40 protein-coding genes are annotated in these 19,413 nt (G+C 41.3%); all 40 read right to left on the bottom strand.

What is annotated here, in order from left to right:
* Positions 1-2: 2 nt before the first annotated feature.
* Complete coding sequence (locus tag ACLGGR_RS16795; protein WP_212046579.1) at positions 3-311, bottom strand: hypothetical protein; 309 nt, start codon at positions 309-311, stop codon at positions 3-5.
* A 20-nt stretch (positions 312-331) separates the two neighbouring features.
* Entirely contained in the window at positions 332-838 is a 507-nt protein-coding gene (locus tag ACLGGR_RS16790) for a tail assembly chaperone (RefSeq protein ID WP_410973503.1), read from the bottom strand.
* 68 nt (positions 839-906) lie between these two features.
* Positions 907-1,182, bottom strand: coding sequence for a fibronectin type III domain-containing protein (locus ACLGGR_RS16785; protein ID WP_369879224.1), 276 nt, complete (start codon positions 1,180-1,182; stop codon positions 907-909).
* Positions 1,169-1,690 carry a phage major tail protein, TP901-1 family gene (locus ACLGGR_RS16780; protein WP_111927153.1) on the bottom strand — a complete coding sequence of 174 codons (522 nt, stop codon included), beginning with the start codon at positions 1,688-1,690 and terminating at the stop codon, positions 1,169-1,171. Before ACLGGR_RS16780 ends, ACLGGR_RS16785 begins: the two co-directional genes overlap by 14 nt.
* Before the next feature lie 13 nt (positions 1,691-1,703).
* Positions 1,704-2,102 (bottom strand): DUF3168 domain-containing protein, encoded by a 399-nt coding sequence (locus tag ACLGGR_RS16775; RefSeq protein ID WP_369879222.1) that lies wholly within the window; start codon positions 2,100-2,102, stop codon positions 1,704-1,706.
* A gap of 15 nt (positions 2,103-2,117) precedes the next feature.
* Positions 2,118-2,537, bottom strand: coding sequence for an HK97-gp10 family putative phage morphogenesis protein (locus tag ACLGGR_RS16770; protein WP_410973502.1), 420 nt, complete (start codon positions 2,535-2,537; stop codon positions 2,118-2,120).
* On the bottom strand, positions 2,530-2,871 hold the full coding sequence (locus tag ACLGGR_RS16765) for a phage head closure protein (RefSeq protein ID WP_410973501.1): 342 nt from the start codon (positions 2,869-2,871) through the stop codon (positions 2,530-2,532). Before ACLGGR_RS16765 ends, ACLGGR_RS16770 begins: the two co-directional genes overlap by 8 nt.
* The gene (locus ACLGGR_RS16760; protein WP_144464843.1) at positions 2,865-3,161 is read right to left on the bottom strand and encodes a phage head-tail connector protein; all 297 of its coding nucleotides are present in this window, start codon (positions 3,159-3,161) and stop codon (positions 2,865-2,867) included. The genes ACLGGR_RS16765 and ACLGGR_RS16760 overlap by 7 nt, the downstream gene beginning before the upstream one ends.
* A 4-nt stretch (positions 3,162-3,165) precedes the next feature.
* Entirely contained in the window at positions 3,166-3,360 is a 195-nt protein-coding gene (locus tag ACLGGR_RS16755) for a hypothetical protein (protein WP_110487464.1), read from the bottom strand.
* Positions 3,361-3,663 (bottom strand): fibronectin type III domain-containing protein, encoded by a 303-nt coding sequence (locus tag ACLGGR_RS16750; RefSeq protein ID WP_144456913.1) that lies wholly within the window; start codon positions 3,661-3,663, stop codon positions 3,361-3,363.
* Positions 3,623-4,609 carry a coat protein gene (locus ACLGGR_RS16745; protein WP_410973500.1) on the bottom strand — a complete coding sequence of 329 codons (987 nt, stop codon included), beginning with the start codon at positions 4,607-4,609 and terminating at the stop codon, positions 3,623-3,625. Before ACLGGR_RS16745 ends, ACLGGR_RS16750 begins: the two co-directional genes overlap by 41 nt.
* Positions 4,610-4,621: 12 nt before the next feature.
* Complete coding sequence (locus ACLGGR_RS16740; protein ID WP_410973499.1) at positions 4,622-5,287, bottom strand: phage scaffolding protein; 666 nt, start codon at positions 5,285-5,287, stop codon at positions 4,622-4,624.
* Positions 5,288-5,428: 141 nt separating this feature from the next.
* Complete coding sequence (locus tag ACLGGR_RS16735) at positions 5,429-5,617, bottom strand: hypothetical protein (RefSeq protein WP_410973498.1); 189 nt, start codon at positions 5,615-5,617, stop codon at positions 5,429-5,431.
* Positions 5,618-5,619: 2 nt separating this feature from the next.
* Positions 5,620-5,799, bottom strand: a complete 180-nt coding sequence (locus ACLGGR_RS16730) for a hypothetical protein (RefSeq protein ID WP_410973497.1) — start codon at positions 5,797-5,799, stop codon at positions 5,620-5,622.
* A gap of 4 nt (positions 5,800-5,803) precedes the next feature.
* On the bottom strand, positions 5,804-6,721 hold the full coding sequence (locus tag ACLGGR_RS16725) for a phage minor head protein (protein WP_410973496.1): 918 nt from the start codon (positions 6,719-6,721) through the stop codon (positions 5,804-5,806).
* On the bottom strand, positions 6,702-8,156 hold the full coding sequence (locus tag ACLGGR_RS16720; RefSeq protein WP_410973495.1) for a phage portal protein: 1,455 nt from the start codon (positions 8,154-8,156) through the stop codon (positions 6,702-6,704). Before ACLGGR_RS16720 ends, ACLGGR_RS16725 begins: the two co-directional genes overlap by 20 nt.
* Before the next feature lie 2 nt (positions 8,157-8,158).
* Positions 8,159-8,434, bottom strand: a complete 276-nt coding sequence (locus ACLGGR_RS16715) for a hypothetical protein (protein ID WP_144456825.1) — start codon at positions 8,432-8,434, stop codon at positions 8,159-8,161.
* Positions 8,431-9,735, bottom strand: coding sequence for a PBSX family phage terminase large subunit (locus ACLGGR_RS16710; protein ID WP_410973494.1), 1,305 nt, complete (start codon positions 9,733-9,735; stop codon positions 8,431-8,433). The genes ACLGGR_RS16715 and ACLGGR_RS16710 overlap by 4 nt, the downstream gene beginning before the upstream one ends.
* The gene (gene terS, locus ACLGGR_RS16705) at positions 9,722-10,441 is read right to left on the bottom strand and encodes a phage terminase small subunit (protein ID WP_409481927.1); all 720 of its coding nucleotides are present in this window, start codon (positions 10,439-10,441) and stop codon (positions 9,722-9,724) included. The genes ACLGGR_RS16710 and terS overlap by 14 nt, the downstream gene beginning before the upstream one ends.
* Positions 10,442-10,489: 48 nt before the next feature.
* Positions 10,490-10,657: a hypothetical protein gene (locus tag ACLGGR_RS16700; protein WP_165378732.1), complete on the bottom strand. Its 168-nt coding sequence runs from the start codon at positions 10,655-10,657 to the stop codon at positions 10,490-10,492.
* Between the two features lie 140 nt (positions 10,658-10,797).
* Positions 10,798-10,965 (bottom strand): hypothetical protein, encoded by a 168-nt coding sequence (locus ACLGGR_RS16695; protein WP_186312968.1) that lies wholly within the window; start codon positions 10,963-10,965, stop codon positions 10,798-10,800.
* A gap of 154 nt (positions 10,966-11,119) precedes the next feature.
* Positions 11,120-11,575: a sigma-70 family RNA polymerase sigma factor gene (locus ACLGGR_RS16690; RefSeq protein ID WP_410973493.1), complete on the bottom strand. Its 456-nt coding sequence runs from the start codon at positions 11,573-11,575 to the stop codon at positions 11,120-11,122.
* A 3-nt stretch (positions 11,576-11,578) separates the two neighbouring features.
* Entirely contained in the window at positions 11,579-12,064 is a 486-nt protein-coding gene (locus tag ACLGGR_RS16685) for a sigma factor-like helix-turn-helix DNA-binding protein (RefSeq protein WP_410973492.1), read from the bottom strand.
* A 9-nt stretch (positions 12,065-12,073) separates the two neighbouring features.
* Positions 12,074-12,196 (bottom strand): hypothetical protein, encoded by a 123-nt coding sequence (locus ACLGGR_RS16680; RefSeq protein ID WP_255290940.1) that lies wholly within the window; start codon positions 12,194-12,196, stop codon positions 12,074-12,076.
* 134 nt (positions 12,197-12,330) lie between these two features.
* On the bottom strand, positions 12,331-12,528 hold the full coding sequence (locus ACLGGR_RS16675; RefSeq protein WP_350386398.1) for a hypothetical protein: 198 nt from the start codon (positions 12,526-12,528) through the stop codon (positions 12,331-12,333).
* A gap of 11 nt (positions 12,529-12,539) precedes the next feature.
* Positions 12,540-12,968: a hypothetical protein gene (locus tag ACLGGR_RS16670; RefSeq protein ID WP_410973491.1), complete on the bottom strand. Its 429-nt coding sequence runs from the start codon at positions 12,966-12,968 to the stop codon at positions 12,540-12,542.
* A gap of 19 nt (positions 12,969-12,987) precedes the next feature.
* A complete protein-coding gene (locus tag ACLGGR_RS16665; protein WP_410973490.1) occupies positions 12,988-13,362 on the bottom strand; it encodes a hypothetical protein in 375 nt (124 codons plus the stop codon).
* A complete protein-coding gene (locus ACLGGR_RS16660) occupies positions 13,359-13,751 on the bottom strand; it encodes a hypothetical protein (protein WP_410973489.1) in 393 nt (130 codons plus the stop codon). Before ACLGGR_RS16660 ends, ACLGGR_RS16665 begins: the two co-directional genes overlap by 4 nt.
* Entirely contained in the window at positions 13,748-14,176 is a 429-nt protein-coding gene (locus tag ACLGGR_RS16655; RefSeq protein ID WP_410973488.1) for a YopX family protein, read from the bottom strand. Before ACLGGR_RS16655 ends, ACLGGR_RS16660 begins: the two co-directional genes overlap by 4 nt.
* Positions 14,176-14,571 (bottom strand): hypothetical protein, encoded by a 396-nt coding sequence (locus tag ACLGGR_RS16650; protein ID WP_267527894.1) that lies wholly within the window; start codon positions 14,569-14,571, stop codon positions 14,176-14,178. The genes ACLGGR_RS16655 and ACLGGR_RS16650 overlap by 1 nt, the downstream gene beginning before the upstream one ends.
* Complete coding sequence (locus ACLGGR_RS16645) at positions 14,572-15,240, bottom strand: dUTP diphosphatase (RefSeq protein WP_410973487.1); 669 nt, start codon at positions 15,238-15,240, stop codon at positions 14,572-14,574.
* Positions 15,241-15,478: 238 nt separating this feature from the next.
* Positions 15,479-15,892 (bottom strand): hypothetical protein, encoded by a 414-nt coding sequence (locus ACLGGR_RS16640; RefSeq protein ID WP_410973486.1) that lies wholly within the window; start codon positions 15,890-15,892, stop codon positions 15,479-15,481.
* A gap of 29 nt (positions 15,893-15,921) precedes the next feature.
* Positions 15,922-16,173 carry a hypothetical protein gene (locus tag ACLGGR_RS16635; RefSeq protein ID WP_410973485.1) on the bottom strand — a complete coding sequence of 84 codons (252 nt, stop codon included), beginning with the start codon at positions 16,171-16,173 and terminating at the stop codon, positions 15,922-15,924.
* A complete protein-coding gene (locus ACLGGR_RS16630; protein WP_144471350.1) occupies positions 16,170-16,403 on the bottom strand; it encodes a hypothetical protein in 234 nt (77 codons plus the stop codon). Before ACLGGR_RS16630 ends, ACLGGR_RS16635 begins: the two co-directional genes overlap by 4 nt.
* 17 nt (positions 16,404-16,420) lie before the next feature.
* The gene (locus ACLGGR_RS16625) at positions 16,421-16,621 is read right to left on the bottom strand and encodes an XtrA/YqaO family protein (RefSeq protein WP_231583272.1); all 201 of its coding nucleotides are present in this window, start codon (positions 16,619-16,621) and stop codon (positions 16,421-16,423) included.
* Between the two features lie 75 nt (positions 16,622-16,696).
* Positions 16,697-16,852 carry a hypothetical protein gene (locus tag ACLGGR_RS16620; protein ID WP_008348759.1) on the bottom strand — a complete coding sequence of 52 codons (156 nt, stop codon included), beginning with the start codon at positions 16,850-16,852 and terminating at the stop codon, positions 16,697-16,699.
* 113 nt (positions 16,853-16,965) lie between these two features.
* A complete protein-coding gene (locus ACLGGR_RS16615; RefSeq protein WP_410973484.1) occupies positions 16,966-17,421 on the bottom strand; it encodes a DUF1064 domain-containing protein in 456 nt (151 codons plus the stop codon).
* A gap of 223 nt (positions 17,422-17,644) precedes the next feature.
* On the bottom strand, positions 17,645-17,821 hold the full coding sequence (locus ACLGGR_RS16610) for a hypothetical protein (RefSeq protein ID WP_410973483.1): 177 nt from the start codon (positions 17,819-17,821) through the stop codon (positions 17,645-17,647).
* A gap of 13 nt (positions 17,822-17,834) precedes the next feature.
* Complete coding sequence (locus tag ACLGGR_RS16605) at positions 17,835-18,620, bottom strand: ATP-binding protein (RefSeq protein ID WP_410973482.1); 786 nt, start codon at positions 18,618-18,620, stop codon at positions 17,835-17,837.
* Positions 18,610-19,317 (bottom strand): DnaD domain protein, encoded by a 708-nt coding sequence (locus ACLGGR_RS16600; RefSeq protein WP_410973481.1) that lies wholly within the window; start codon positions 19,315-19,317, stop codon positions 18,610-18,612. Before ACLGGR_RS16600 ends, ACLGGR_RS16605 begins: the two co-directional genes overlap by 11 nt.
* Between the last annotated feature and the right edge of the window lie 96 nt (positions 19,318-19,413).

The raw sequence follows: 19,413 nt of genomic DNA, 5'->3' as shown, positions 1-19,413 counted from the left end.
CCTCACCCCTCTTCTTTTGATTTTCTAAGTATGTTCCTTAATCCAATGTTAAGATCATTCAAGCGTTTAGCATCCACTTGATTTTTGAAACGGTTGCTAGTGACATCACGCTCAAGATCAGCCCTAGCTTTTTGTGCATCAAACATTTGTGACGGCTTAACTTTTTTGGCGTTATTCGCATAACGATGAAACATTGCGTTTATTGTCATTCGCTCTATTTCATCAATTTCACGCATCTTTGCTGCCTTTAGCTTGCGTTTATACTCGTTTGGAGTCCATGACATGATGAGATCGTTGTCATAGACACCCATCCAACGAGCTGCGTCTTCAATTACTTGGAGGTAGTCGATCCCGTCCGCTCTTTGCGGGCTTGCTTGAGCATTTCCATGTACTCTTTCGCTTGTTCCTGTTCCTCGATCCGTTTCGCCGCCATTTCTGGTGTCTCGTTCGGCGCCGCTTTCTTCGGTGCCCCCATTTTCTCCATCATGGTCCATTGCTGACGGATCTTGCCTTTGAAAAAACCGGCATTCTCAAGCGTTTGGAATGCTTCGTTAATCAAACGGTCAGTAGCATCACCTTTAGTGTCTTCATCAATAATTTTCATGATTGCTTCCTCAATTTGATCTGATGACGGTTTACTGCCTTTAAGGTGAGATAAAGCACAATCCCAAAAAGCTGATAGCATCAAAGCATCTTCATTTAGCAAGCCCATGTAAATGTTCATTGTTCCGCCTGCTTTGTCTTCCTCTTTCGTTGTGTATTTTTCATTTGCTGTACGATCAAACGAAAAATCGCATCTTGCTGTATATTCCTTATTTCCAATTGTTAAAGTAGCCATTTATAAAAACCCCCGATTTGTTTTTTGTAATAGAAAAGAGCCTCCAGATAATAGAGGCCCTTCAAGTGTTATTCTCCTGTAGAAGCAGGTTCTGTCTGTGTAACGATTTCACTCATTGGAGACTCGCCAGCTTCGTTAACTGCTGTCACATTAATGGTCAGTTTCGTATCAGGGTTCAACCCTGTTGCGACATAACTTGTGTCAGTGACGTTTTTATCAAGACGCTTATCAGCGCCTCTATATACGTTATATGAAGTCGCCCCTTCTACCGCATCCCACTTTACTGAAATACTGTCTGACGTGGCTGTAAACGATAGATTTTGGGGCTCCTTAGGGTGTCTCAACTTTCTTATTAAGTTCGCCAAACTGCTTGAAGCTGTCAGCTCCAGCAGCAGAACGGATTTGAGCAATTAATTCTGGATCTAGTGGCTCTAATTCGTCTTTAAATGTCTTCCCGAGAACAGGAAGAGTTGTTGAAACCTCGATAAAACCATCCTGCGGTGCGCTTTTCTCAAGGCTTTCAATGATCGCATGACCATATTCGGCATCATGTTTTCCGTTTTTGTTTAAGTTAAGATTCACTTTCCATACCTGGATAGCTTCTTCATTGTCAAAAGCAGCTTCAATGGCTTTTTGACCCGGATCATCATCCGCAGCGTAAAAAGAAAGCTCAAAACTTTCACTTTTTGTTCCATATCCAACAATACGTCCTGACTTTGTGCTCTCGTCAAGCGAGTCTTGTTCTTTCGTGTGAGAGCCCTCAGTCTGGAAAGCAATAAATAACCCTTTTTGATCCGTTGCTTTTATTGGTTGAACAATAAAAACTTCATCCTTACCATTCAATAGATCCATTCGAAACATCCTCTCAATTGTTTATTGTGTATCTCATTCGCAAGATACCGTGTCTTGTATATCCGTCTATGTCTGTGATGACTTGCATCCCTCTCAGCTCAGAACGGCATAAAGAAAAGCCCTCTATTTCTAGGGGCCTTTTTGTCAAAGCTTGCAACATGAGGTCTAAGACCTGCTGCGCTTCTTTTTTTCCGTTGTAATCTGACCAGCAGTGTAAAACCACGTTCATAACTTCGCCAGCAGATGTTTTTGTCTCAAATAAGGCAACATCGTCATCACCCATTGAGACATAAGGCTTTTTAATGTCTTTGGAAACTGCATCAAAAACGCCTGTGACACGTTCGTTCAATCGCTTATCCATAGATAGCCTTTCAAATATAGCAGCCTGTAACGGCCACAATGATGAGCGCATTTAAGCAGCTCCTTTCTATTGCATTTCCCTTGCGAAGTGTCTCATGCCCTCTTCTACAGCAGGGTTAAAGAATGGCTGCGCCCTCATACCTCTTGTCATCACCCATCGGCCTAGCTTTTCATCATAATAGACCCACGGTGTTTGACGGCCTCCGCCTTCCTCTGCATAAATACCTGTTCCATATTCAACATATATCGCATAATCGGCACCAACGGTGATGATGGCTTTCAACCCTTCGTCTCGATAGTCAATTTCTATCGAGTTTTTCAGGTTTCCGCCATCAATCATGGCTGTTGGTGCATTAATGACAGCATAACTATAAATCAGTTCTGCTGTTTCTGTGACCACTTGTTTTGCTCGATCTATGACTTTGCGCTCGAATTTCTCAACCGTTTTCGCCATTTGTTTAGCCCATTTGCCGCTTACCTCAGCCATTTAGCACCTCTGAAACTTGGCATTTGAGACACATGATTTCATTTTCCCCGCCTTGATCAATAGGATCTGACTTCAATGTGAGTATTTTATTTTGGTGTTTAATTCTCATGGTCTTTTCAATGTCCTCTCTGTACTCGAAATAGACATTGTGATCAACTGGATATTGCAGCTGTTGAGCTTGGTAAAATTCTCTTGATGAAACACTTGTGACCCGAGCGGGTATTGTCAGATAGTCCACATGCTTTTCTGTGAATCCACCGCCACCGTCCGGCACTTTTTCAAGCTTTTGAAACGTGATTTCATGTGGGAACTCTTCAAATACATAGCTCACCAATAAGCCCTCCTATACGGGTACAGGTACTTAGTGACAGTTTCAGGAAAATCAGTGTCATAAGAGTACGACACATCACCCATGCTTCTACTTGCCAAACCTGCTGGCTTCATGTTGTACTCAACAGCTTTCGCAACAAATACTTTCACACCCGCTGGCAGGTCATCTGCATCAAACTTGTTCTTACAAAAATCAGAAGCCCATTCAACAAAAATAGGAACAACCTCTGATAAGTAATCATCATGCTTATCTGTGGTCATTTCTATCATTCTTTTTACTTTTTGGATGTCCATTGGATCACCCTTTCAATTTTTCAAGCAGTGTTTCACGCTTCATGTTGTAATAACCAGCGATCCCTTTATCTTTTGCTTCCTGTTTAAGCTGCTCAACAGTCATATCTTCATAAGAAAGTTCCTCCTGAGCGGCACTCTTTTCCATGTCAGCGCGCCTTTTCAATTCTTGTTCCAAGAGCCAAAAGGTTGTTGCTCCCATTTACTCAGTGCCTCCTTCTGCTTCCGTTTTAGTTGCGATTTCTGACATTGCAGATTCGCCGCTCTCATTAACAGAAGTGACATTGATTGTTAACTTAGTATCAGGCGTTAGACCGTCCGTGCTGTATTCAGGCTTGGTTACATTCTTATCAAAACGCTTGTCTGCTCCCCGATAAACATTGTATGAATCCGCCCCAGCTACGGCATCCCAATTGACAGTCACAGATTTACTTGTGCTTGTAAACCGTAGGTTTTGGGGCGCATTAGGGCGTAGGAATAGGCTGTTCCACTGGAAGTGAATCATCAACAATAATAGATTTTTGAAGGTATGTTCCGAAACCTACATCAGCCTTGTTGTCTGGAATGAACTCAATCAAGTTTTGTTTCTGTAAATTTGTATGCGTTACAGAATGCATTGCAATTGAAGTGAACTTCCCTTTAGCATCCCCGAGTAATTGAGCTGCATCAAGAATCACTTCTCCGCTTAATTTAGACTTAGCTGCTGCATCTGGCCCTTCATTGGAAATGATCTTCACAATTCGGACTTTCTTTTTGTCATAAACACGTTCATAGTTCTTTGCGCTCGCCAACTCTTTGAATGTAGGCATTTCTTTAGCAACATCAGCTTCAGTCCATTTGAAACCACGCGGATGCATAATAAACTTCTTACGATTGATCAGAATGTCCTCACCTTTTAGTGAGTTTCGATCTGTTTCCGTTGGTGTTTTAGGCATTCCCGGAGCATAACCAACAGCACCGCCAGCAAATAGGTAAGTTGTGTACTTTTTCCCGTCACCGCTCGAAATGTCTAAGACTAGATCACCATCGTTATTAGTGATGTTGCTACCAAAGACACCATCCAACATAAGGAAGATCATTCTTTGAAACTGTCTATCCCAATAGTAGTTCACACGATCCCCAATTGCTCTCATTGGATCTGATCCTGCAAGCTCTCCCGCTAAATCTTCTGCACTCCAAGCCTTTCCATACTCAAATACACGAGCAACGTCTTTACCTGATTTGATTTTCTCTGGAGTTAAAGTAAAGTCTGATTGAATAGCTTCTGGATCTCCTTCAAGGTCATTCCAGAAAGGCATATTCACTGTATCTCCGCCATTCGGAACAATTAGGCCCGGTACAGGCTGAATAATTCCACTTCGATATACTGCTGTTTGTTCAACAGTGTTGTTCATTGTGTACTGGTTAAAAATTTCCGGGATGATAACATCCTGAACTCTAGTTACTGCCATTTAAATTCTCCTTTATAATCCATAGATTGCAGGATTCCCGCCTGCTTGGATGATTAATTTTTTAGCTTGTTCGGGATCACTTCTTAAAATGTTCCCTTGCTCAGTTAGGTTTAAATGGTCCTGACTGAATGGGTTTTTAGCTGTTGGCAAATTAGCCGCTGAATTTCCTGTTCCATGCGGCTGCCTACCCGCTAAACCCGGAGAACTGTCATTCTCTGAAATGAATAGGTAGCTGTCACTCTCTTTTAGAGCGGCTAACTGCTCATCAAGACCAATGATCTTATCGCCTGCCAATTTAAGTTCTTCAACGTTTAAATTAGCTTTCACAGACTTAATGTTCCGCGCCTTCGCATCACGTAAAGCACTTTCAATAGCAAATTCAAAGGCTTGTTTCTCCAGCTTTTGCTGGTATTCCTCAGACACCTTTTTATTTTCTTCTTGCAGCTGCTCAATTGCGTTTTGAAGCTCTTCATTTCCTTTTGCTTGCTTCTGTAAATCGGTTAACTGCTGATCCCGCTCATCAAGCTGGCTTTTCAATTCCTTCTTTTCATTGTTAACAGCATCAAACCGCTCTTTCGGAAACCATTGACCGTTGCTAACAATATCAATCTTTTGATCTCCAGCTTTTTCTACTACTTGAGCATAAAGATCGTCACCGAGTAATTCTTTTAAACTCATTTCAACCTCTCCTTTGATGTTTTTTTGCGTGTCCACCTCACGCACAGGATTTACGCTTAGTTTGGCTCCAAGCCTTTAGAATGAGCAAAAGAGCCTTTTTATGTCATGCTCAGGACAAAAGAAAAAACAATTTCATAATGACTACCTAATCCATTCTATTTTTTGAATTTCTCTGATAGGGAAACTGCAATTACAATCGTTGATGTAACCTTTTTCAGCTGAAAGAGCGTCTTTTTTCATGGCAACCAAAATTTGTTTACTCACATGCTCGCTTAAAACCACTTTCTCGCTACTTTTTAGATGTAATACTGCATGTTTGATATTTTCCATCATCATTTCCCCTTTTTGTTATCAAAAATGTTTGGAAGTTTGGCCTCACGAATTTTTGCATCATGTAAATCGCCTATAATATGAATACTCTCAATTTCTTTTTGGATTGTTTGAAGATATGCTGATAGTTTTCCTGTTGCATCAATTGCTTTTTCATGCCAATTGATTTCATCATCCTTCATCATATTAATCACCCTTTTTAATCGTTTTGTACCACTCTTCATAGGTTTGGTATGGAATGACCTCGCCCGCTCCAGAACCGCCCTTTCTCGCTCTTCTCGTGTCTGGCATTTTGCCATTCACCTTAAATGAGATTGTGCAGCGGCAGTTTATATCATCCTTTGCGTTGTTCATTTGACCGGGAGCAGGACCGACACCGCCATAAATAGAAACGAACAAACCGTTTTTGGCGGTCTTTCCATCTAGCTTTCTATGACCTACCCGCGTTTTTAGATCAAGGGTAGCATTCCAAACCTTTTCTAAACCTGCATGCTTAGAAGCCTTTTCAGCGCTTTCCATTCTCCCCAAGACTTGTACCCTATGAGTCTCTGTTCTCGCTACGTCTCGGGCTTTTTTTCGCGCAAATTCTGTGCTTTTCTCAATTCGCTTGGCTATTTTGCTATAATCCTCACCCGCTTGAATGCCTTGAGCAATGGATATTTGAATCTGCCGGACATAATCATCACGGTGACGCTTATATAAGGCTGAAAGAGTCAATTCAGCTATCGGATTTAGAATAGCTTGCTGAATCATTGCAGTTGTTGGCAACGTATAACCCATTTTCGCGGCCGCTTCTATCTCGTAGAGATAAGCAGATCGCATATAGTTCTCAAGAAACTGCTTGGCAGCCAGCGCCTCTACAATGATAAGAACCGTTTTAAATGCTTTGCTTGATTCTTCTGTCATCCGCTCCATTTCTTTTTTGAAGCGGTTGTATTTGTTGAGATCCGCCATAGAAAGAGAACCATCTTTCCCATACTTAGCGAAAAGAGCGGCCATCTGCTGATTAATCTCTTTCAATCTCTTAGCAAAGACAGCATCAATTTTCTTGGCATCCTCTGTGATCATGTCATCGAGCAGTTTATCAATCTCGTTCTGGTTCATCTTCATCACCGCCCGTTTCAATCTTAGTTAACGGTGGCATACTGTTTCTGTATTCTGTTTCCTCTGCTTCAATGCGTTTCATTTCCGCTTCTACATCATCAACCCACGGATGATTTGCAATGCGTGTTTCACGGCTTAAATCTGTGCTCTGATTCGCCATTTGAACCTGCTCAAGCTCGTTTGTCATACGAGAGCGGTTAAATGTCATCTGTAAGAGCGTGGGATCGTATTCGCCTTGACCTGTCATTTTTAGATATTCAGTGAAGAACCAAAAAAAGGCGCTCAAAGCTGGCCGGAACTTCCGCTCTGCTTCATTCGCCTTTAGATCAAGCAATGAATATAGATTTTTAATTGCAACGTTGGTCGGTGAATTTCCCACTTTGTCAGGATTGTTGTTTACACCCTGTCCGAAGCGGTAAATATTCTCTTCTAATCGGTCCAGATGTGAGTTTGCGCTATCCATTGGGATTTCAGCACTCTTCATTTCTAAACCGCCATCCCCTGACACTTCCACAGCTTTATAATGACGAAGATTCGTTGTAAATTCGCTCAAGTCTTGACCTGCGAAGTTTTTCAAGACATAGATCAAGTCTTGCATTTCATCAAACGTGTTAGCGTTATTTGAAATATTGTTATTATATTGGTCAATCAAGTCTTTATAGAAGATAAGGTCACTGACTCCCTCTTCATTGTTCTTAAACTCGATCATTGGTACCTTACCCCAGCCATACCCTTTCCCTTGTTTAGTGTAGAAATGGCTTTCAGGGTTGTTTTTGTAATCAAAGTCTAATTCTAAAGATCCGTTACGCTCTACATAGTAGAAAATCTGTTCATCAGTGTATAATTCCACTTTGCGGGTGATCTCATCATCAATGTTTTTAACATCATAGTAACGGATTGCATAAAGCAGGCTGCGTTTTTTTGTTGAATCATAAATTGGTATGACTTCCTCTGCTGGAATACGAAGATAATCAAAGTTACCTTCTTCATCAACAAATGGATGAAGCCATTCCTTGCCTTTGTTACTGGCGTTTTTAAGAAGCTCCTGCATACAGTCATCAAAATCTTCGTCTATAAAATCATTCACAACTTCAAGAAACCTTTCTTCTTCTGCGTTAAAAGTAATCGGCTTACCTAAAAGGTACTGAACCTTTTGCTGAACCAGCAGCTTATGCCAGTTATGAGAAATTCGATTGTTTGGCTTCTCCGTATCAACCTTTTTTGTGCCGTGCTCATAGAAATAGCGGTTACGCTTCTTGATGTCCGCTTGGTTAAGATAATAAGCGACACCTTCGAGCATCTGATCCCGCTCTACAGCATGTTTATCAATCATCTTTTGTAGGATGGTTGTATCAGGCTGCTTGTCGGATGTTTCTGCGCTGTCTTCGATAATTTTTATCAGCTCTTCTGTATGTGTTGGCGATGTTGGATACATGGTCATTCCTCCTCTCTATACCATTGTTCAAACATGTAATCCATTAGCGTATGTGTCATATTCAATGCTTCTTGATAAGTGGCACCTCGATAAACCAAAACGTACTGATCTTGTTCAACCTCAGAAACAGCAATCATTTTGTTTATCTTTCCGCTTTTTGCATCAGCAAGCATTTTTTCCAATGATTCCACTATGTTTTTCTGATCTTCATTAAGCTGCACACGATTCTTTTTACGCCAATCATTCGGTTTTTCAGTTTCAAAGCTGATCTTTTTCATGTTAATACCCTCACCCCCGATTGTTGCATATCGCGCTCAAACGCGTATCTAGTCGCATCAATAGAGTGATTTTCCTTATCCTCAAGGCGTGGTTTAGGGTTGCCGTCTTTATCTGTTTGATAATCAATATTCTCAAATTCACGGGCTAGATTTGGGGTTCTCAATGGATCAATGACTATTTCATCTAAATCACCAAGCCATTCTTCACCATATTGAACCGAGTCAGGGCCTTTCTTTGCTCCCGAAACCCTCCTAATGCCGTGTTCCTTTTTCAGCTCGTCAATGCTTTTTGGTTCAGCACTATCGGCTGTGATCTCGTTGCTTTCATAGCCTTTTGATTTAATCCACTTCGCCAGCTCTCTATTTGAAACCTTGTGATCATATAATTCAGCAAGTGCATATATTTTGCTTCGCTTCTTATCATAGTGCCATCTGACGAAAGCGAGCGGATCTGGACCATAACCAAAGTCAACGCCTTGACGTATATTGTCAAAGGAGCGGACCATCTCATCAGTTATGCTGCCTTTCTTGATATGAAGGTTATCGAATGGAACAACGCCAGTTCCGATTGCTTCACCAAGATATTCCCATCTATATTTCTTTTCATTTTTGGCTTTAGTTGTCTCAGCCTCATTGATAAACGCTTTTGATAGATGAGGGTTGTCTAGGTACGTTGAATGATGAATATACGTGTTCTCAGCAGGGAATGACGTTTCATACTTCTTGTTAACCCAATTTTGCTTACGCTTTGGCGGGTTATAAGTATAATAGAACGTATAATCAAACTTCCCTGCTCGTTTACGTGGGTTGTCTGGCTTTGTTTTGTGAGTTAGTTCTTCACGTAACACCGAGTTCATGATGGTGCTTACTTCTTCATCTGACTTAAATTCTGCAAGCTCTTCTATCCACATGACACCGATTGGAAAATCAGCGTCTTTAATTGATTTGAGCTTTTCAGGATCGTCAGCACCTGCAAAATATATCTTGTTCCCTCTCGGCTTGTATGTGATTTCTAACCTGGAAGGAACAAACTTGAACAGATGAGAGACACCCAGCGTTACCGTTGCTTGCTTTATCTGTGCGAAAACAGATTTAACAAGTGTGTTCTGGACTTTACGAAGCACGAGAGCGGAAACAGGGTATTCGATAATATCTGTTACCACACCAACGCCCACGCTGAACGATTTACCAGAAGCGCGGCCGCCCTTTAGTACGTAATGAAGATGCTCTTTGGCTCTTCTGTATCTCCAAAACTCACGAAATGCAGGTGCCAGCACTTCCGATACTTTAATCATCGTCATCACCTATATCATCAACAATGTAAACCGGAGCAACGTCACCTAATTCCATTTTCTCGACTTCGGCTTTTGTTTTATCAATGTTCAAGCGCATCTGCTCCAGTTTAAGCCGTCTTTCGTCTGTCTCATGGGCTATGTTGTCAAACTGCTTTATCAAGCCTCTAAGCTCAGACATTGCCCTAGATTGAGCATTCAAAAAAGTAGCATGACGATCCCAAGCAAACTGAAATTCGTATTCTTCTTCTTCAATATCAGCTGAATCTGAAACGACTGATTTTTTCTTTTTCAACTCTTTGATCATTTCGTCTTTGCTTTCAACGAACATGATCTTCTGCGCCCGCACAATCGCGGTGAACTGAATTTGTATTTGTTCCCACAACAGGTCAACAGGTGAAAACTCCTGTATGTCCTGCATGATCTCAAACGCTTCAGCTGGCATGTGCTTTGAATAAAAGCCGTGAGTCTTTGCATTTTGGTTTCGTATTGGTGCTGCTCCCCCGCTATTACCTAACGCATTAACGTTACCGGGTTGACCACCCTTTTTTGTGTGCACACTTTTTCTTTTGGGTGCACCCTTTTTTCTTTCCCAACCATGCCGCTTTTTCCATGATTTTATGGTGTTGATCGACACCCCGTATTTCTCGGCAAGGTCCTTGTATTTCATACCTTTGACGTAATCTTTCTCCGCCTGAATGTGCTTGGATTCCATTTACATTCACCTGCCGCCTCCTTCTGATTCGTGTTTGTTTCGGGATCTTTATTTCTTCACTTGGTGCTTGATGAGGTTGTTGTACTCTTCAAACCACTCAAGGGGAATTTCTGACCTTGCTGATATTCTTCGTTCGATAGCTGCTGCTATATCTTCTGTTCTACGTTCATCATGTAGCCACTTAGGAATAACACCTAAAGGCGGTTCAGTTGTCATATCATCCACTCCTTTAATTTGTTCACTCTAAACTGCCGCCGCACTCTACCTTTAAGCCGATACTTCATGTAGAGATTATTCACCGGAAGCAGTTTACAGGGAACAAAAAAAGCACCTTGTTTATAGGTGCTTCTTGCCCTTTATTTGATTACATAATGTGTTACATGATTCATGTTTACTTTCTCTTCCGTTGTACCCACCCATTGCTCATTCAACACATCATACAGGTCTCTGGTTGATTGAAGTGTAAAGCTCATTGATACTTCTTTACCTGTTACTAATTCAAATGTAATTGTAAATGTTGTCATGTTCTCACCTCCTACCTTTATATATCGGCAGAAAGTAAGCACATGGAACTATTCGCAAAATTTGTCGAACGAATCCCAAGCTCGCAAGAGCAAGTGAAAATATATTAATTTGTGGAGACACGGGAAATTACGCCTACCCGTCCTGCCTTCCATTTTACACTACGGATTTTTCGTCTTTCAACAAGTGCACAAAGTGGCAATATTGGCATAATTGGTCGATGATATTATCTTTCATCTGACGCACCTTCTCACGAGACAGCCCCAAGTGCAGTCCAATGGCTCGATAACTCATACCTTCCATCATGCAGTCATAAACCACTCTGTTTTTCTCTCCTTCGATTTTGCTTGCTGCTGTTTCTATTGCGTACACACGCTCTTCAAACTTACAAAGCCGCTTATAAAGCCTTTCTTCCCTCATATCCATATCACGCAATTCAGCTTGGCTTTTTCCTTTGCTCCCCTTCGGAAGAATTGCCTCGATACCATATTGAGCAACCCCCCAACTTCGCATAGGGATGTCAGCGCCATATATAACACGCTGGAGCCGTTGAACCTCTTTCGCCATCCATGGATAATTGCGAATGAGTCCTTCAATCTCTTTTTTGTTCATGGTTCATGCTCCCTTCGATCGTATTAAATCTAGTTGAATAGCAATCTTCTTTCTTGCTCTCTCTATGTGTTTTTGTACAGACCCTTTTGCTATGCCATGCAGAGCTGCACATTTGCTGAAAGATAGGTTATGACCAACAACGGTTATATAAATCTCTCTCTCCTTCTCTGTCAGTGCAGATAAAACGTCCTCGATTAATCTTTTATCTTCATCATTTACTGTGCGTGTTTCTCTCTTTAACTGGTATTGATTCGCTAAAGCCTCAAGTACTTCTGGTGAAGCAAACACAGTGCGTTGATAAACGGATCTTCGGTCAATCGCTCGTTTTGCTTCCGGCTGCCTGCCAGTGGACAACCATTTCACCACGTATTCAAGGTCACTTATCATGGCACTGAAAATCTTGCGGTTTGGATCAGTTTCTTCCAGCTGCTCATATCTTCTTTTTGTATCTTTTAACGCTCGTTTATACTCAAGAATCAATTCGTTCATGGTTTCCTCCTATTTACGCTTGTACGCCCCGCCTTTAGCTCTTCTCAGTCTCTGCATGTTTTGCCCCATCAGCTCTCTTAAATCTCTGTCAGTGAGCTTCTGCGGCTGTTTTTTTGGTTTCTCCTTCTTCATGTTCATCCTCCGTTCAGACAAATAAAAAACGGACACCAACCAGCACCCGTAAAAGGTGGTGATCAGTGTCCGCAGGCTCTCCGTCTTGGACTTATTTAGTTAATCTCTCAAAATCAACGACAACCATCCATTTTCTATAAAGGATCGTTACCCAATCTTCTTATCATTTGTTTCACATAATCATAACTCTCCACAACATTTATGAAATGGATACCATCAGCAGCAATTCGACATCCAGTTTCATCCTGTGGATTAACTCCAAAGCTCAATATTGCATTAAAATTAACTGTAACTTTTTCATCGTTGGGTTTAGTTAATTCCATGAATTTCATTCCGTTACCTCCTATCGAATATTGAATTTAACGGATTCAAACGTCCCGATGTATTTTGTCTTTGCTGAATCCGTGTAGCAGTCCAGCTGGATCACGTATGTTCCTCTGCCGGTACGCTTACGGATTTCACTCACGCTAAACGACTTTAGAGGCGTGGCCGCTTTGAAGCTGCCCCTTTGTACAAGGTTCGTATCTGTTAAGCCGCCACCGCTTCTCTTTTTGTAAACGCCAGCGGTGTAGTATAGCGTGCTCGATCCTTTCTTTTCCGTTCTCCAGTCGACAGTGGAGGCATCCTTATAGTAATTGGTATCATCCGTAAAGACTCGCGCTTGATGACCATATCCGCCTCTTTGCCAGTTAGACCAATCAGCTTTCGCAAATGGTGCATATAAAAGCTGTGTCACCAGAATAATAGCTAATATAATTAATAGATGAGCCATAGTTTTCCCCTTCCTCATATCATTCACCCTCCGTTTTCAATTTAAAGCCCGCTGTCAAAGCGTCTTGATAAACAAGGCTTGCGCTCAATGCGTGGTGATTTCTAGCATCTGCGCTACTGCTCCACCCATCATAAAAACCTGCCATTGCTTCGTATTTTTGTGAGATATGATGATCATAACGAGCTTGAAAAGCCTGTTCTTGTTCCTTCAGCAACTGAATTGCCGTTTCAAGGTATGTTGCCAGATCCAACGTTTCTTCAAGTCCGTGCTGTAACCATCCTTTTAAGTCGTGGGAAGAAGTTTTGACAAAAACCCCGTACTTATTCAGGCCTTTTTCCTGCTGCTTGTGCAGCTTTGTAATTACAGATGATATAATCGGGTTGTTTTCGTTCATTGTGCTTCCTCCTTCAACTGTGGAAAAATGTCGATCTCTACACGTTGCTCATACGTCCAATAGGATGTTGCATAATCACTTCTGAAAGCATGATTTAAGACTTCTTGAATTTTTTCAACGACTTCTTTTGTAAAACAATCGTTGGCGCGTTCATCCCAATCTTCATACATCTCATCCTGCTCAGCATCTAAATACCTTTCAATCATGGTGCTTGCATTGGGTTCCCAGCGTCTTCTTTTAATCAGGAACCAGTTACCTTCAGGAGAGGTTTCACCGTCTCTAATCTCATCAATAAGCTCGGCTACCATGTAAATATCATGCGTTTCTTCGTTACCAACCTCGATATGATGTGGTAAATTTGATAGTTTTAATGGTTTATTTAATTTCATCGTGCTTCCTCCTTTAGAAGATCGGGATTTTGATAGATGTTTCCGACAACCTCAATCGCGTGATTAGCAGCAAATACTTTCACGTAGTCTTGGTATTTCGTGTATTGATGACGCGCTCCATTAAATACTGCTAAACCACATTGAAATTTAACTTCGAAACAACCATCGCTAAACTGTACTTCTCCTAAAGATGTAAATCCTGATTCATTTATTAAACGGACAGTATCTCCATCATAAATCTCAACGCCGTTCTTATCTTTCAATCCAGTAAACAAGTTCCGTGCAATCATTTCGTAATCGGTCTCATTGAAGCATGGCGACAGCTTTTGTGCTGACCGCTCTTCTAGTTGCCTGATTGAGTATCTTCTGATCTCGATGTTTCCTGAAAAACGATGCTTGAAAACATATCTGATGACAATATTCATCAGGCTTGCTCCTTTGCTAGTTGTTCATTTGGCAATACCGACAGGTCATAACCTGATTCAACAAAACTTATGCTCAATTCTCTATTAACATCATTTCCCAAGTGAGTATAAACCTTGTCCATTTCTTCTTTAGAGAAGTTAGTCCCTAAAAATCCGTTGAATATTTGAAGCACTCTCTTTTGCCAGTAGTGACTTACTCCTTTGCAACTTGGTCGAGATAGCCAAGCTAAAACCTTACATTTTAAATCAAGGTCTGTTTTAACATCCTCTAATCTAAAATAAATATTTTTGGTTGGAACTAAGATCAATTCATTATTGTGATTAATAAATACTTTAGGTGATACTTTCTCAGTGATTTCTATGAGCCTATTTAATTCAGTTTTTACGCTCGTCATTCAGTATCCCTCCTGCTGCCGCTTGTGATTGACGGCGTTCTTGTCCATGTACGCTTTTTCTATTTGTTCAGGTGTAAAGCCTAGGGCATTTCCAAGCTCGTTAAATCTCCAAAATATTCTTTCATAGATCATGATGCGAGTTAGTCCAATAGTATTCTTTGATACTTTCCGCTCTTCGTTAAAAAATGTAATTTCTTTAAATAATTCTAGGAATGCTTTTACTCCGCTGGCTTCCAATGTATTTCGTTTTAGATCATTAATATCATTATTTTTTGAATACTTAGTGAGATTCCCAATACTCAAGATAAAGTGCAAGCAGTCCACGTATTCTTCTAAGAGTGGGTTTTTCGTGCCTGTCGTTCCAGTTCCGTTGCATTCTTCACATTTGATATATTCATGCCCACCAAAACCCTCTGCGTCCTCTGCGACCCTTTCGTAATTCATATCGCCAGTGCCTTTACAAAGAGAACACTCTATCTCTTTTTCTGTGCATGGCTGCTGGTCATTGCTCCAGAACTTAAAGCCGCGCCACTCGTTAGCGCATTCTGCTAGTTCCACCTGCAAAGCCAAGATAAGGCCGGGAAGAAGGTCTTGCCCTTCCAGCCCTTTTTCTCGGATGATTCGGCGGTCTAACTCCGCCTGCATCTTAAACATTTTTTCAAGATTCATTTCGCGTCCTCCCGAATATCCTTTTTTATAACTTTTAGAATGTTGTTGTATCTTTAACATCCACTTTGTCAAAGCATGTTCTTTCATCTGTATCGCAAAGAGGTATTCTTAATTGCATATTTGATTGTTCATAGATTTTAAAACTGGTAGTTTTTCTATTGCAAAATACACACGGTTCACTTTCATATGTTGACATTCTACCTATTTTCACGTTCATTCCTCCTAAGCCGCTAGGCTGTTAGTTTGCTTTCTCCCATTCTCTGAAACTGTATGGATAATCAACCGTTTCAATAAATCCGATTTCCTTTGCCTTTTGGCGAATCTTTTGACAGCCTTCACGACTATAAGCCCAAATTTCTTTATAGTCTCTGAGATCGCCATATCGACCAGTAATGATAAATTCACGAAAACTGTTGACCAGCTGCCACATGTTCCCTCCATGTGAGAATCCTCTTGCTCGACCGTGCCCTAATTCATACGGGTAAACATCATCGCCTGTGTAATCATCCACAAAGAACAATTTTTTCTTAAATCTGAAATGCGCTATCCGATTCTTTGATTTACAGTAGAAAGTACGTCTGTCTATGCTTGCTATGAGCTTAATCAGCTCGTTTATATCATTCATGCGTTTAAGCTGTTCAGGTTTTGGCATTTTCCGTTTCCTCCTAAGCCACTAGGCGTTTAATTTCCAAGTAATCCAGCAATAACAATGACAGCCATGAAACCAAGTAGCATTAAGATAACAGGCCCGTTTGATTCCCTTTTAGCCATGACGACATTGCCCTCTATAACAAGATCATCGTTTTTTCGTACCAGCATCGGCACCACATAGTCAGGCACTCTAATTTCAGCAGCTGCATCATCAATCGTCATCGCTTTGTTTTTGCAGGCTTTGACCGCCTGCGACAGTTCAACGTGTTTTGGCAGACTCATAGCTCATCCTCCTCATCATCACAAAAACATTCACTTTCACGTTCCCCGCACGATTCGCATTTCTTTTCGACTTCAAAGCCCAAGAAATGATATTGAGGCATTGCATAATATTTCTTTTCACAAGAAGAACACTCAACCCAGCCATCGTTATCTTCTCCGTTCCAATTGGCATAAGCATCGTCTTCCGTTGCATTGCAATATGGACATTCTTGCTCCTTCGGTAGACTCATAATCTCTCAACCTCCGATTATTTGATCTTGAATCCTATTTCATGGTCAACTCTCGCAAAGTGACCTTTAGCAGTTTGAATGATTGTTTTTCCGTGTTCAGGTGCGTCTGTGATGTGGGCAGTACCTTCGTTGCCGTCAATCACGATTATGCGGACCTTACCGGGTTCTATTGCGCTTTGAATGGTTGTATCAAAGTCTTTTATTTCAGTTGGTTTCATCCGCTTCATGCCCCCATGTGTTATAATTAAAGTGTGAGATTTAATTAGCACTGGAGCAGCGGCTTCGGTGTTTTTTTATGCCCATTTATCCATCTGGAACGTTGGTGACGGTTTTAGTTCTTCTCGATATACGATAGGATGTTTTGCTAGATATGCCTCTAGCTCTTCTTTAGTCATCTTCCACTCAATGACTGGACCCGCAGCATATGGGTTGTTAGGCTTTCCGCTCATGTTTTCTCCCTCCAATCTTCGGTATTTCCGCTCCACCCATTCGTTTGCAATCTGATCCAAAGCGGCTTGAGCATTGTTTGAACTGCGAACAACGTGTCATACAGGCCATAAGCTTATCTTCCTGCCTTACCCACAACGGACGATCGTCTGCTATTACCACGTTTAACAGTTGGTTTCCCCGCCTTCCTTTTCAGCTTTTTGAGTTTATCCAGTTCGATGAATCCTAGAGACCGATCAAATGCAATAACCTTTAACGGCGTATCAAATTTGCGTTCATAAAGCTTTCGCTTGATTGCAAATTCTTTCGTTTCCATGCCTTTAATGTCGATTACTTCTTTCGCTCCATCGAGTTTAGTGATCTCGAAGTCTGCAATATATTCAATCTTCCGAAAAGTCTTGTCGTTCTTTTTGAATGCTTCTTGAAGCTCGAAGCGTGGCTGTAATGAAAAATCTTTTATCTGCTTGGCTTGCTTGAGCCATTTAAGATGCTGATAGTATTTGGCTTCTGCCTTGCTGTCGAAGGTGATGCCGTCTACTACCGTTTTGCGTGCGCCGTATTTATTGGACATGTTTTGTTGATCCTCGCTTTCCGTTGCTGGAAGTGCTTTTTCAGTTCGGCAACGAGTTTTTCTTTTTCTAATTCGTTTAGGTTGGTTCGTTTCAGTAGTTCAGTGATACTAGGGTTCATTGCTTTTGTTTGGTGCTACCTCCCGTCATCCCGCAGCCATTGCAGGAGCTTCCTTTCTCTTGATGATGCTGTGAAAGCGATAGTGATTAAGGCAGCCATCGTCCTCATGCTGTCTTTCCTTCCAGCGCTTCCGCTTTAGCCAGCATTTGATCTAACATTTCGATGACTGGCTTTAGGCTCTGCTTACGTCCTGTGGTGTTACATTCAGGACAAGGGAAGAAGCCCGCCATGAAAGTATTTTCGTTTATGACGACTTTCTCGCCATTGCATGTGTTGCACATCCGACATTCTCCTTTACTCGTATAATTCCAAAAGCAGTTTTTCGTTTTCCTCTTGGGCCTTTTTTTTACGAATCTTTTCATCTGGCATAATCACAGGAAAAGCCATTTTTTCTACCCTGCTACTGATCCGACCACTTTTATAGATTGTGTCAAGATCATCTATACTTAAATTGCTTGTAATGATCGTAGGCTTCTTGTATTGAAGTCGATAATCAAGAATACGGGTGAATGTTTCTTCCACAAATTTTGTTACATTTTCCACTCCAATATCATCTAGGACAACAAGATCAGCTGTCTTGACAGCATCCATAATGTCGGTGCTTTTCACCTTCGATTCACTATCAAACGTGCTTTTTATTTCTCCGATCAGGTCAGCTGTAGACGAATAGATGATTTTGAGTGGCTTTTCTTCTTTTTTGTCGTAGACCTTTGTTATTGCGTGAAGAATACTAGCAGCAAGCCTTGTTTTTCCGCTTCCTTTCTCTTCACTAAAGAAATACAAGCCTTTTCCTAACTCCCGCATCTTTTCAAATTTCAAAACGTAGTTTTTAGCAACCCTTTTCGCGTTGGCTGCTCGCTCTTTTGATTCGGGTTTGTCATAAACATTAATATCAAAAGAGTTTAGAGAAGCGTCTTTGAACTCTTCTGGAAGTCTTGCACTCATAAGCCTATTTGAGAGCTTTTTCACTTCTTTGCATGGACACTCTTCCATAAATTCTTTGTTTTCTTCATGATCAATAATCCATATCAACCCTGATCCATCGCATTTTCCATACATGCAATGTTGTTCAGAAATCACAGTGAGTGTCTCGTACCTGACCGGATAGACCTTTTCTTCTTGCAATTTCTTGGAGTCTCTCAGTCTCTTCGCTAGTGCTGGATTTGCTTTCTCCAACGACTTTAAGGTATCGCCCATACTCTGCATCTTTCTTCACTCCTTCTTGTGCTCGCTGATTTGAAAGGACCCGCTGAACATATTTGATGTTCTGAACGCCATTTTTCAAAGTGATTTCCATTGCTTTAATCACGTTTTCTTCTCCAAAATCGTCTATCAGGTCACCAATTTGTTGACTAACAAAGCTGTTTAACGTGCCACCGAAGTGACTTTCATAAAATTCAAATGGGTTTGGGTTCATTGGCTTGTCCTCCTGTCGTGTTGGTTTTTCTTCTTTTGGCTTTTCAGGTTCTTCATCAGGTACAGGGGCAATGCTTGCTTTATTCTCAAGACTTACGATGCGATAACTTCCCGCTGATTTACCTTTAGGCTTGTATTCAATCCGGCCATGCTTCATTAAAATGTCTCGATGCTTATCCATGGTATTTTCACTAACCCCTAACCGCGAATAAAGACGACTGTTGGACACTGTGAACCATTCTTTCCATCTGCAATTGTTGTTTATATCCATCAAGTGAAACCACAGCGCTTGAGTGGCTGGCTTTAGTTCTGTTGTTTCAAGCCACCGCATGAAGCCGTTAATTTCTTTCAGGTAGTTCAAGCCTCTACCCCCTTTCACATAGTGCATACAAGCCCTGTATGCGCACAAATCGCATATCAGGCTCATTAGTCTTGATGTAATCTTTCACATAGTTTT

This window comes from Bacillus sp. BD48 (assembly GCF_046566805.1).
In the GTDB taxonomy this organism is placed as follows: Bacteria; Bacillota; Bacilli; order Bacillales; family Bacillaceae; genus Bacillus; species Bacillus safensis.
The sequence above is the reverse complement of the archived record's forward strand: the minus strand, read 5'-3'. Positions and strand labels throughout refer to the sequence as shown.

Coding starts and splice junctions, on each gene's coding strand:
- terS (WP_409481927.1), bottom strand. CDS start 10,441: ATGGAATCCAAGCACATTCAGGCGGAGAAAGATTACGTCAAAGGTATG.
- ACLGGR_RS16760 (WP_144464843.1), bottom strand. CDS start 3,161: ATGGACATCCAAAAAGTAAAAAGAATGATAGAAATGACCACAGATAAG.
- ACLGGR_RS16670 (WP_410973491.1), bottom strand. CDS start 12,968: ATGGCTCATCTATTAATTATATTAGCTATTATTCTGGTGACACAGCTT.
- ACLGGR_RS16650 (WP_267527894.1), bottom strand. CDS start 14,571: ATGACGAGCGTAAAAACTGAATTAAATAGGCTCATAGAAATCACTGAG.
- ACLGGR_RS16725 (WP_410973496.1), bottom strand. CDS start 6,721: ATGAACCAGAACGAGATTGATAAACTGCTCGATGACATGATCACAGAG.
- ACLGGR_RS16625 (WP_231583272.1), bottom strand. CDS start 16,621: ATGAAACCAACTGAAATAAAAGACTTTGATACAACCATTCAAAGCGCA.
- ACLGGR_RS16690 (WP_410973493.1), bottom strand. CDS start 11,575: ATGAACAAAAAAGAGATTGAAGGACTCATTCGCAATTATCCATGGATG.
- ACLGGR_RS16740 (WP_410973499.1), bottom strand. CDS start 5,287: ATGAGTTTAAAAGAATTACTCGGTGACGATCTTTATGCTCAAGTAGTA.
- ACLGGR_RS16755 (WP_110487464.1), bottom strand. CDS start 3,360: ATGGGAGCAACAACCTTTTGGCTCTTGGAACAAGAATTGAAAAGGCGC.
- ACLGGR_RS16775 (WP_369879222.1), bottom strand. CDS start 2,102: ATGCGCTCATCATTGTGGCCGTTACAGGCTGCTATATTTGAAAGGCTA.
- ACLGGR_RS16610 (WP_410973483.1), bottom strand. CDS start 17,821: ATGTGCAACACATGCAATGGCGAGAAAGTCGTCATAAACGAAAATACT.
- ACLGGR_RS16630 (WP_144471350.1), bottom strand. CDS start 16,403: ATGAGTCTACCGAAGGAGCAAGAATGTCCATATTGCAATGCAACGGAA.
- ACLGGR_RS16715 (WP_144456825.1), bottom strand. CDS start 8,434: ATGAAAAAGATCAGCTTTGAAACTGAAAAACCGAATGATTGGCGTAAA.
- ACLGGR_RS16665 (WP_410973490.1), bottom strand. CDS start 13,362: ATGAACGAAAACAACCCGATTATATCATCTGTAATTACAAAGCTGCAC.
- ACLGGR_RS16780 (WP_111927153.1), bottom strand. CDS start 1,690: ATGGATCTATTGAATGGTAAGGATGAAGTTTTTATTGTTCAACCAATA.
- ACLGGR_RS16710 (WP_410973494.1), bottom strand. CDS start 9,735: ATGACGATGATTAAAGTATCGGAAGTGCTGGCACCTGCATTTCGTGAG.
- ACLGGR_RS16620 (WP_008348759.1), bottom strand. CDS start 16,852: ATGAGCGGAAAGCCTAACAACCCATATGCTGCGGGTCCAGTCATTGAG.
- ACLGGR_RS16675 (WP_350386398.1), bottom strand. CDS start 12,528: ATGAAATTCATGGAATTAACTAAACCCAACGATGAAAAAGTTACAGTT.
- ACLGGR_RS16645 (WP_410973487.1), bottom strand. CDS start 15,240: ATGAATCTTGAAAAAATGTTTAAGATGCAGGCGGAGTTAGACCGCCGA.
- ACLGGR_RS16745 (WP_410973500.1), bottom strand. CDS start 4,609: ATGGCAGTAACTAGAGTTCAGGATGTTATCATCCCGGAAATTTTTAAC.
- ACLGGR_RS16700 (WP_165378732.1), bottom strand. CDS start 10,657: ATGACAACTGAACCGCCTTTAGGTGTTATTCCTAAGTGGCTACATGAT.
- ACLGGR_RS16660 (WP_410973489.1), bottom strand. CDS start 13,751: ATGAAATTAAATAAACCATTAAAACTATCAAATTTACCACATCATATC.
- ACLGGR_RS16685 (WP_410973492.1), bottom strand. CDS start 12,064: ATGAACGAATTGATTCTTGAGTATAAACGAGCGTTAAAAGATACAAAA.
- ACLGGR_RS16795 (WP_212046579.1), bottom strand. CDS start 311: ATGGGTGTCTATGACAACGATCTCATCATGTCATGGACTCCAAACGAG.
- ACLGGR_RS16615 (WP_410973484.1), bottom strand. CDS start 17,421: ATGTCCAATAAATACGGCGCACGCAAAACGGTAGTAGACGGCATCACC.
- ACLGGR_RS16750 (WP_144456913.1), bottom strand. CDS start 3,663: ATGATTCACTTCCAGTGGAACAGCCTATTCCTACGCCCTAATGCGCCC.
- ACLGGR_RS16730 (WP_410973497.1), bottom strand. CDS start 5,799: ATGAAGGATGATGAAATCAATTGGCATGAAAAAGCAATTGATGCAACA.
- ACLGGR_RS16680 (WP_255290940.1), bottom strand. CDS start 12,196: ATGAAGAAGGAGAAACCAAAAAAACAGCCGCAGAAGCTCACTGACAGA.
- ACLGGR_RS16770 (WP_410973502.1), bottom strand. CDS start 2,537: ATGGCTGAGGTAAGCGGCAAATGGGCTAAACAAATGGCGAAAACGGTT.
- ACLGGR_RS16720 (WP_410973495.1), bottom strand. CDS start 8,156: ATGTATCCAACATCGCCAACACATACAGAAGAGCTGATAAAAATTATC.
- ACLGGR_RS16635 (WP_410973485.1), bottom strand. CDS start 16,173: ATGAGTCTGCCAAAACACGTTGAACTGTCGCAGGCGGTCAAAGCCTGC.
- ACLGGR_RS16640 (WP_410973486.1), bottom strand. CDS start 15,892: ATGCCAAAACCTGAACAGCTTAAACGCATGAATGATATAAACGAGCTG.
- ACLGGR_RS16790 (WP_410973503.1), bottom strand. CDS start 838: ATGGCTACTTTAACAATTGGAAATAAGGAATATACAGCAAGATGCGAT.
- ACLGGR_RS16695 (WP_186312968.1), bottom strand. CDS start 10,965: ATGACAACATTTACAATTACATTTGAATTAGTAACAGGTAAAGAAGTA.
- ACLGGR_RS16735 (WP_410973498.1), bottom strand. CDS start 5,617: ATGGAAAATATCAAACATGCAGTATTACATCTAAAAAGTAGCGAGAAA.
- ACLGGR_RS16655 (WP_410973488.1), bottom strand. CDS start 14,176: ATGAATATTGTCATCAGATATGTTTTCAAGCATCGTTTTTCAGGAAAC.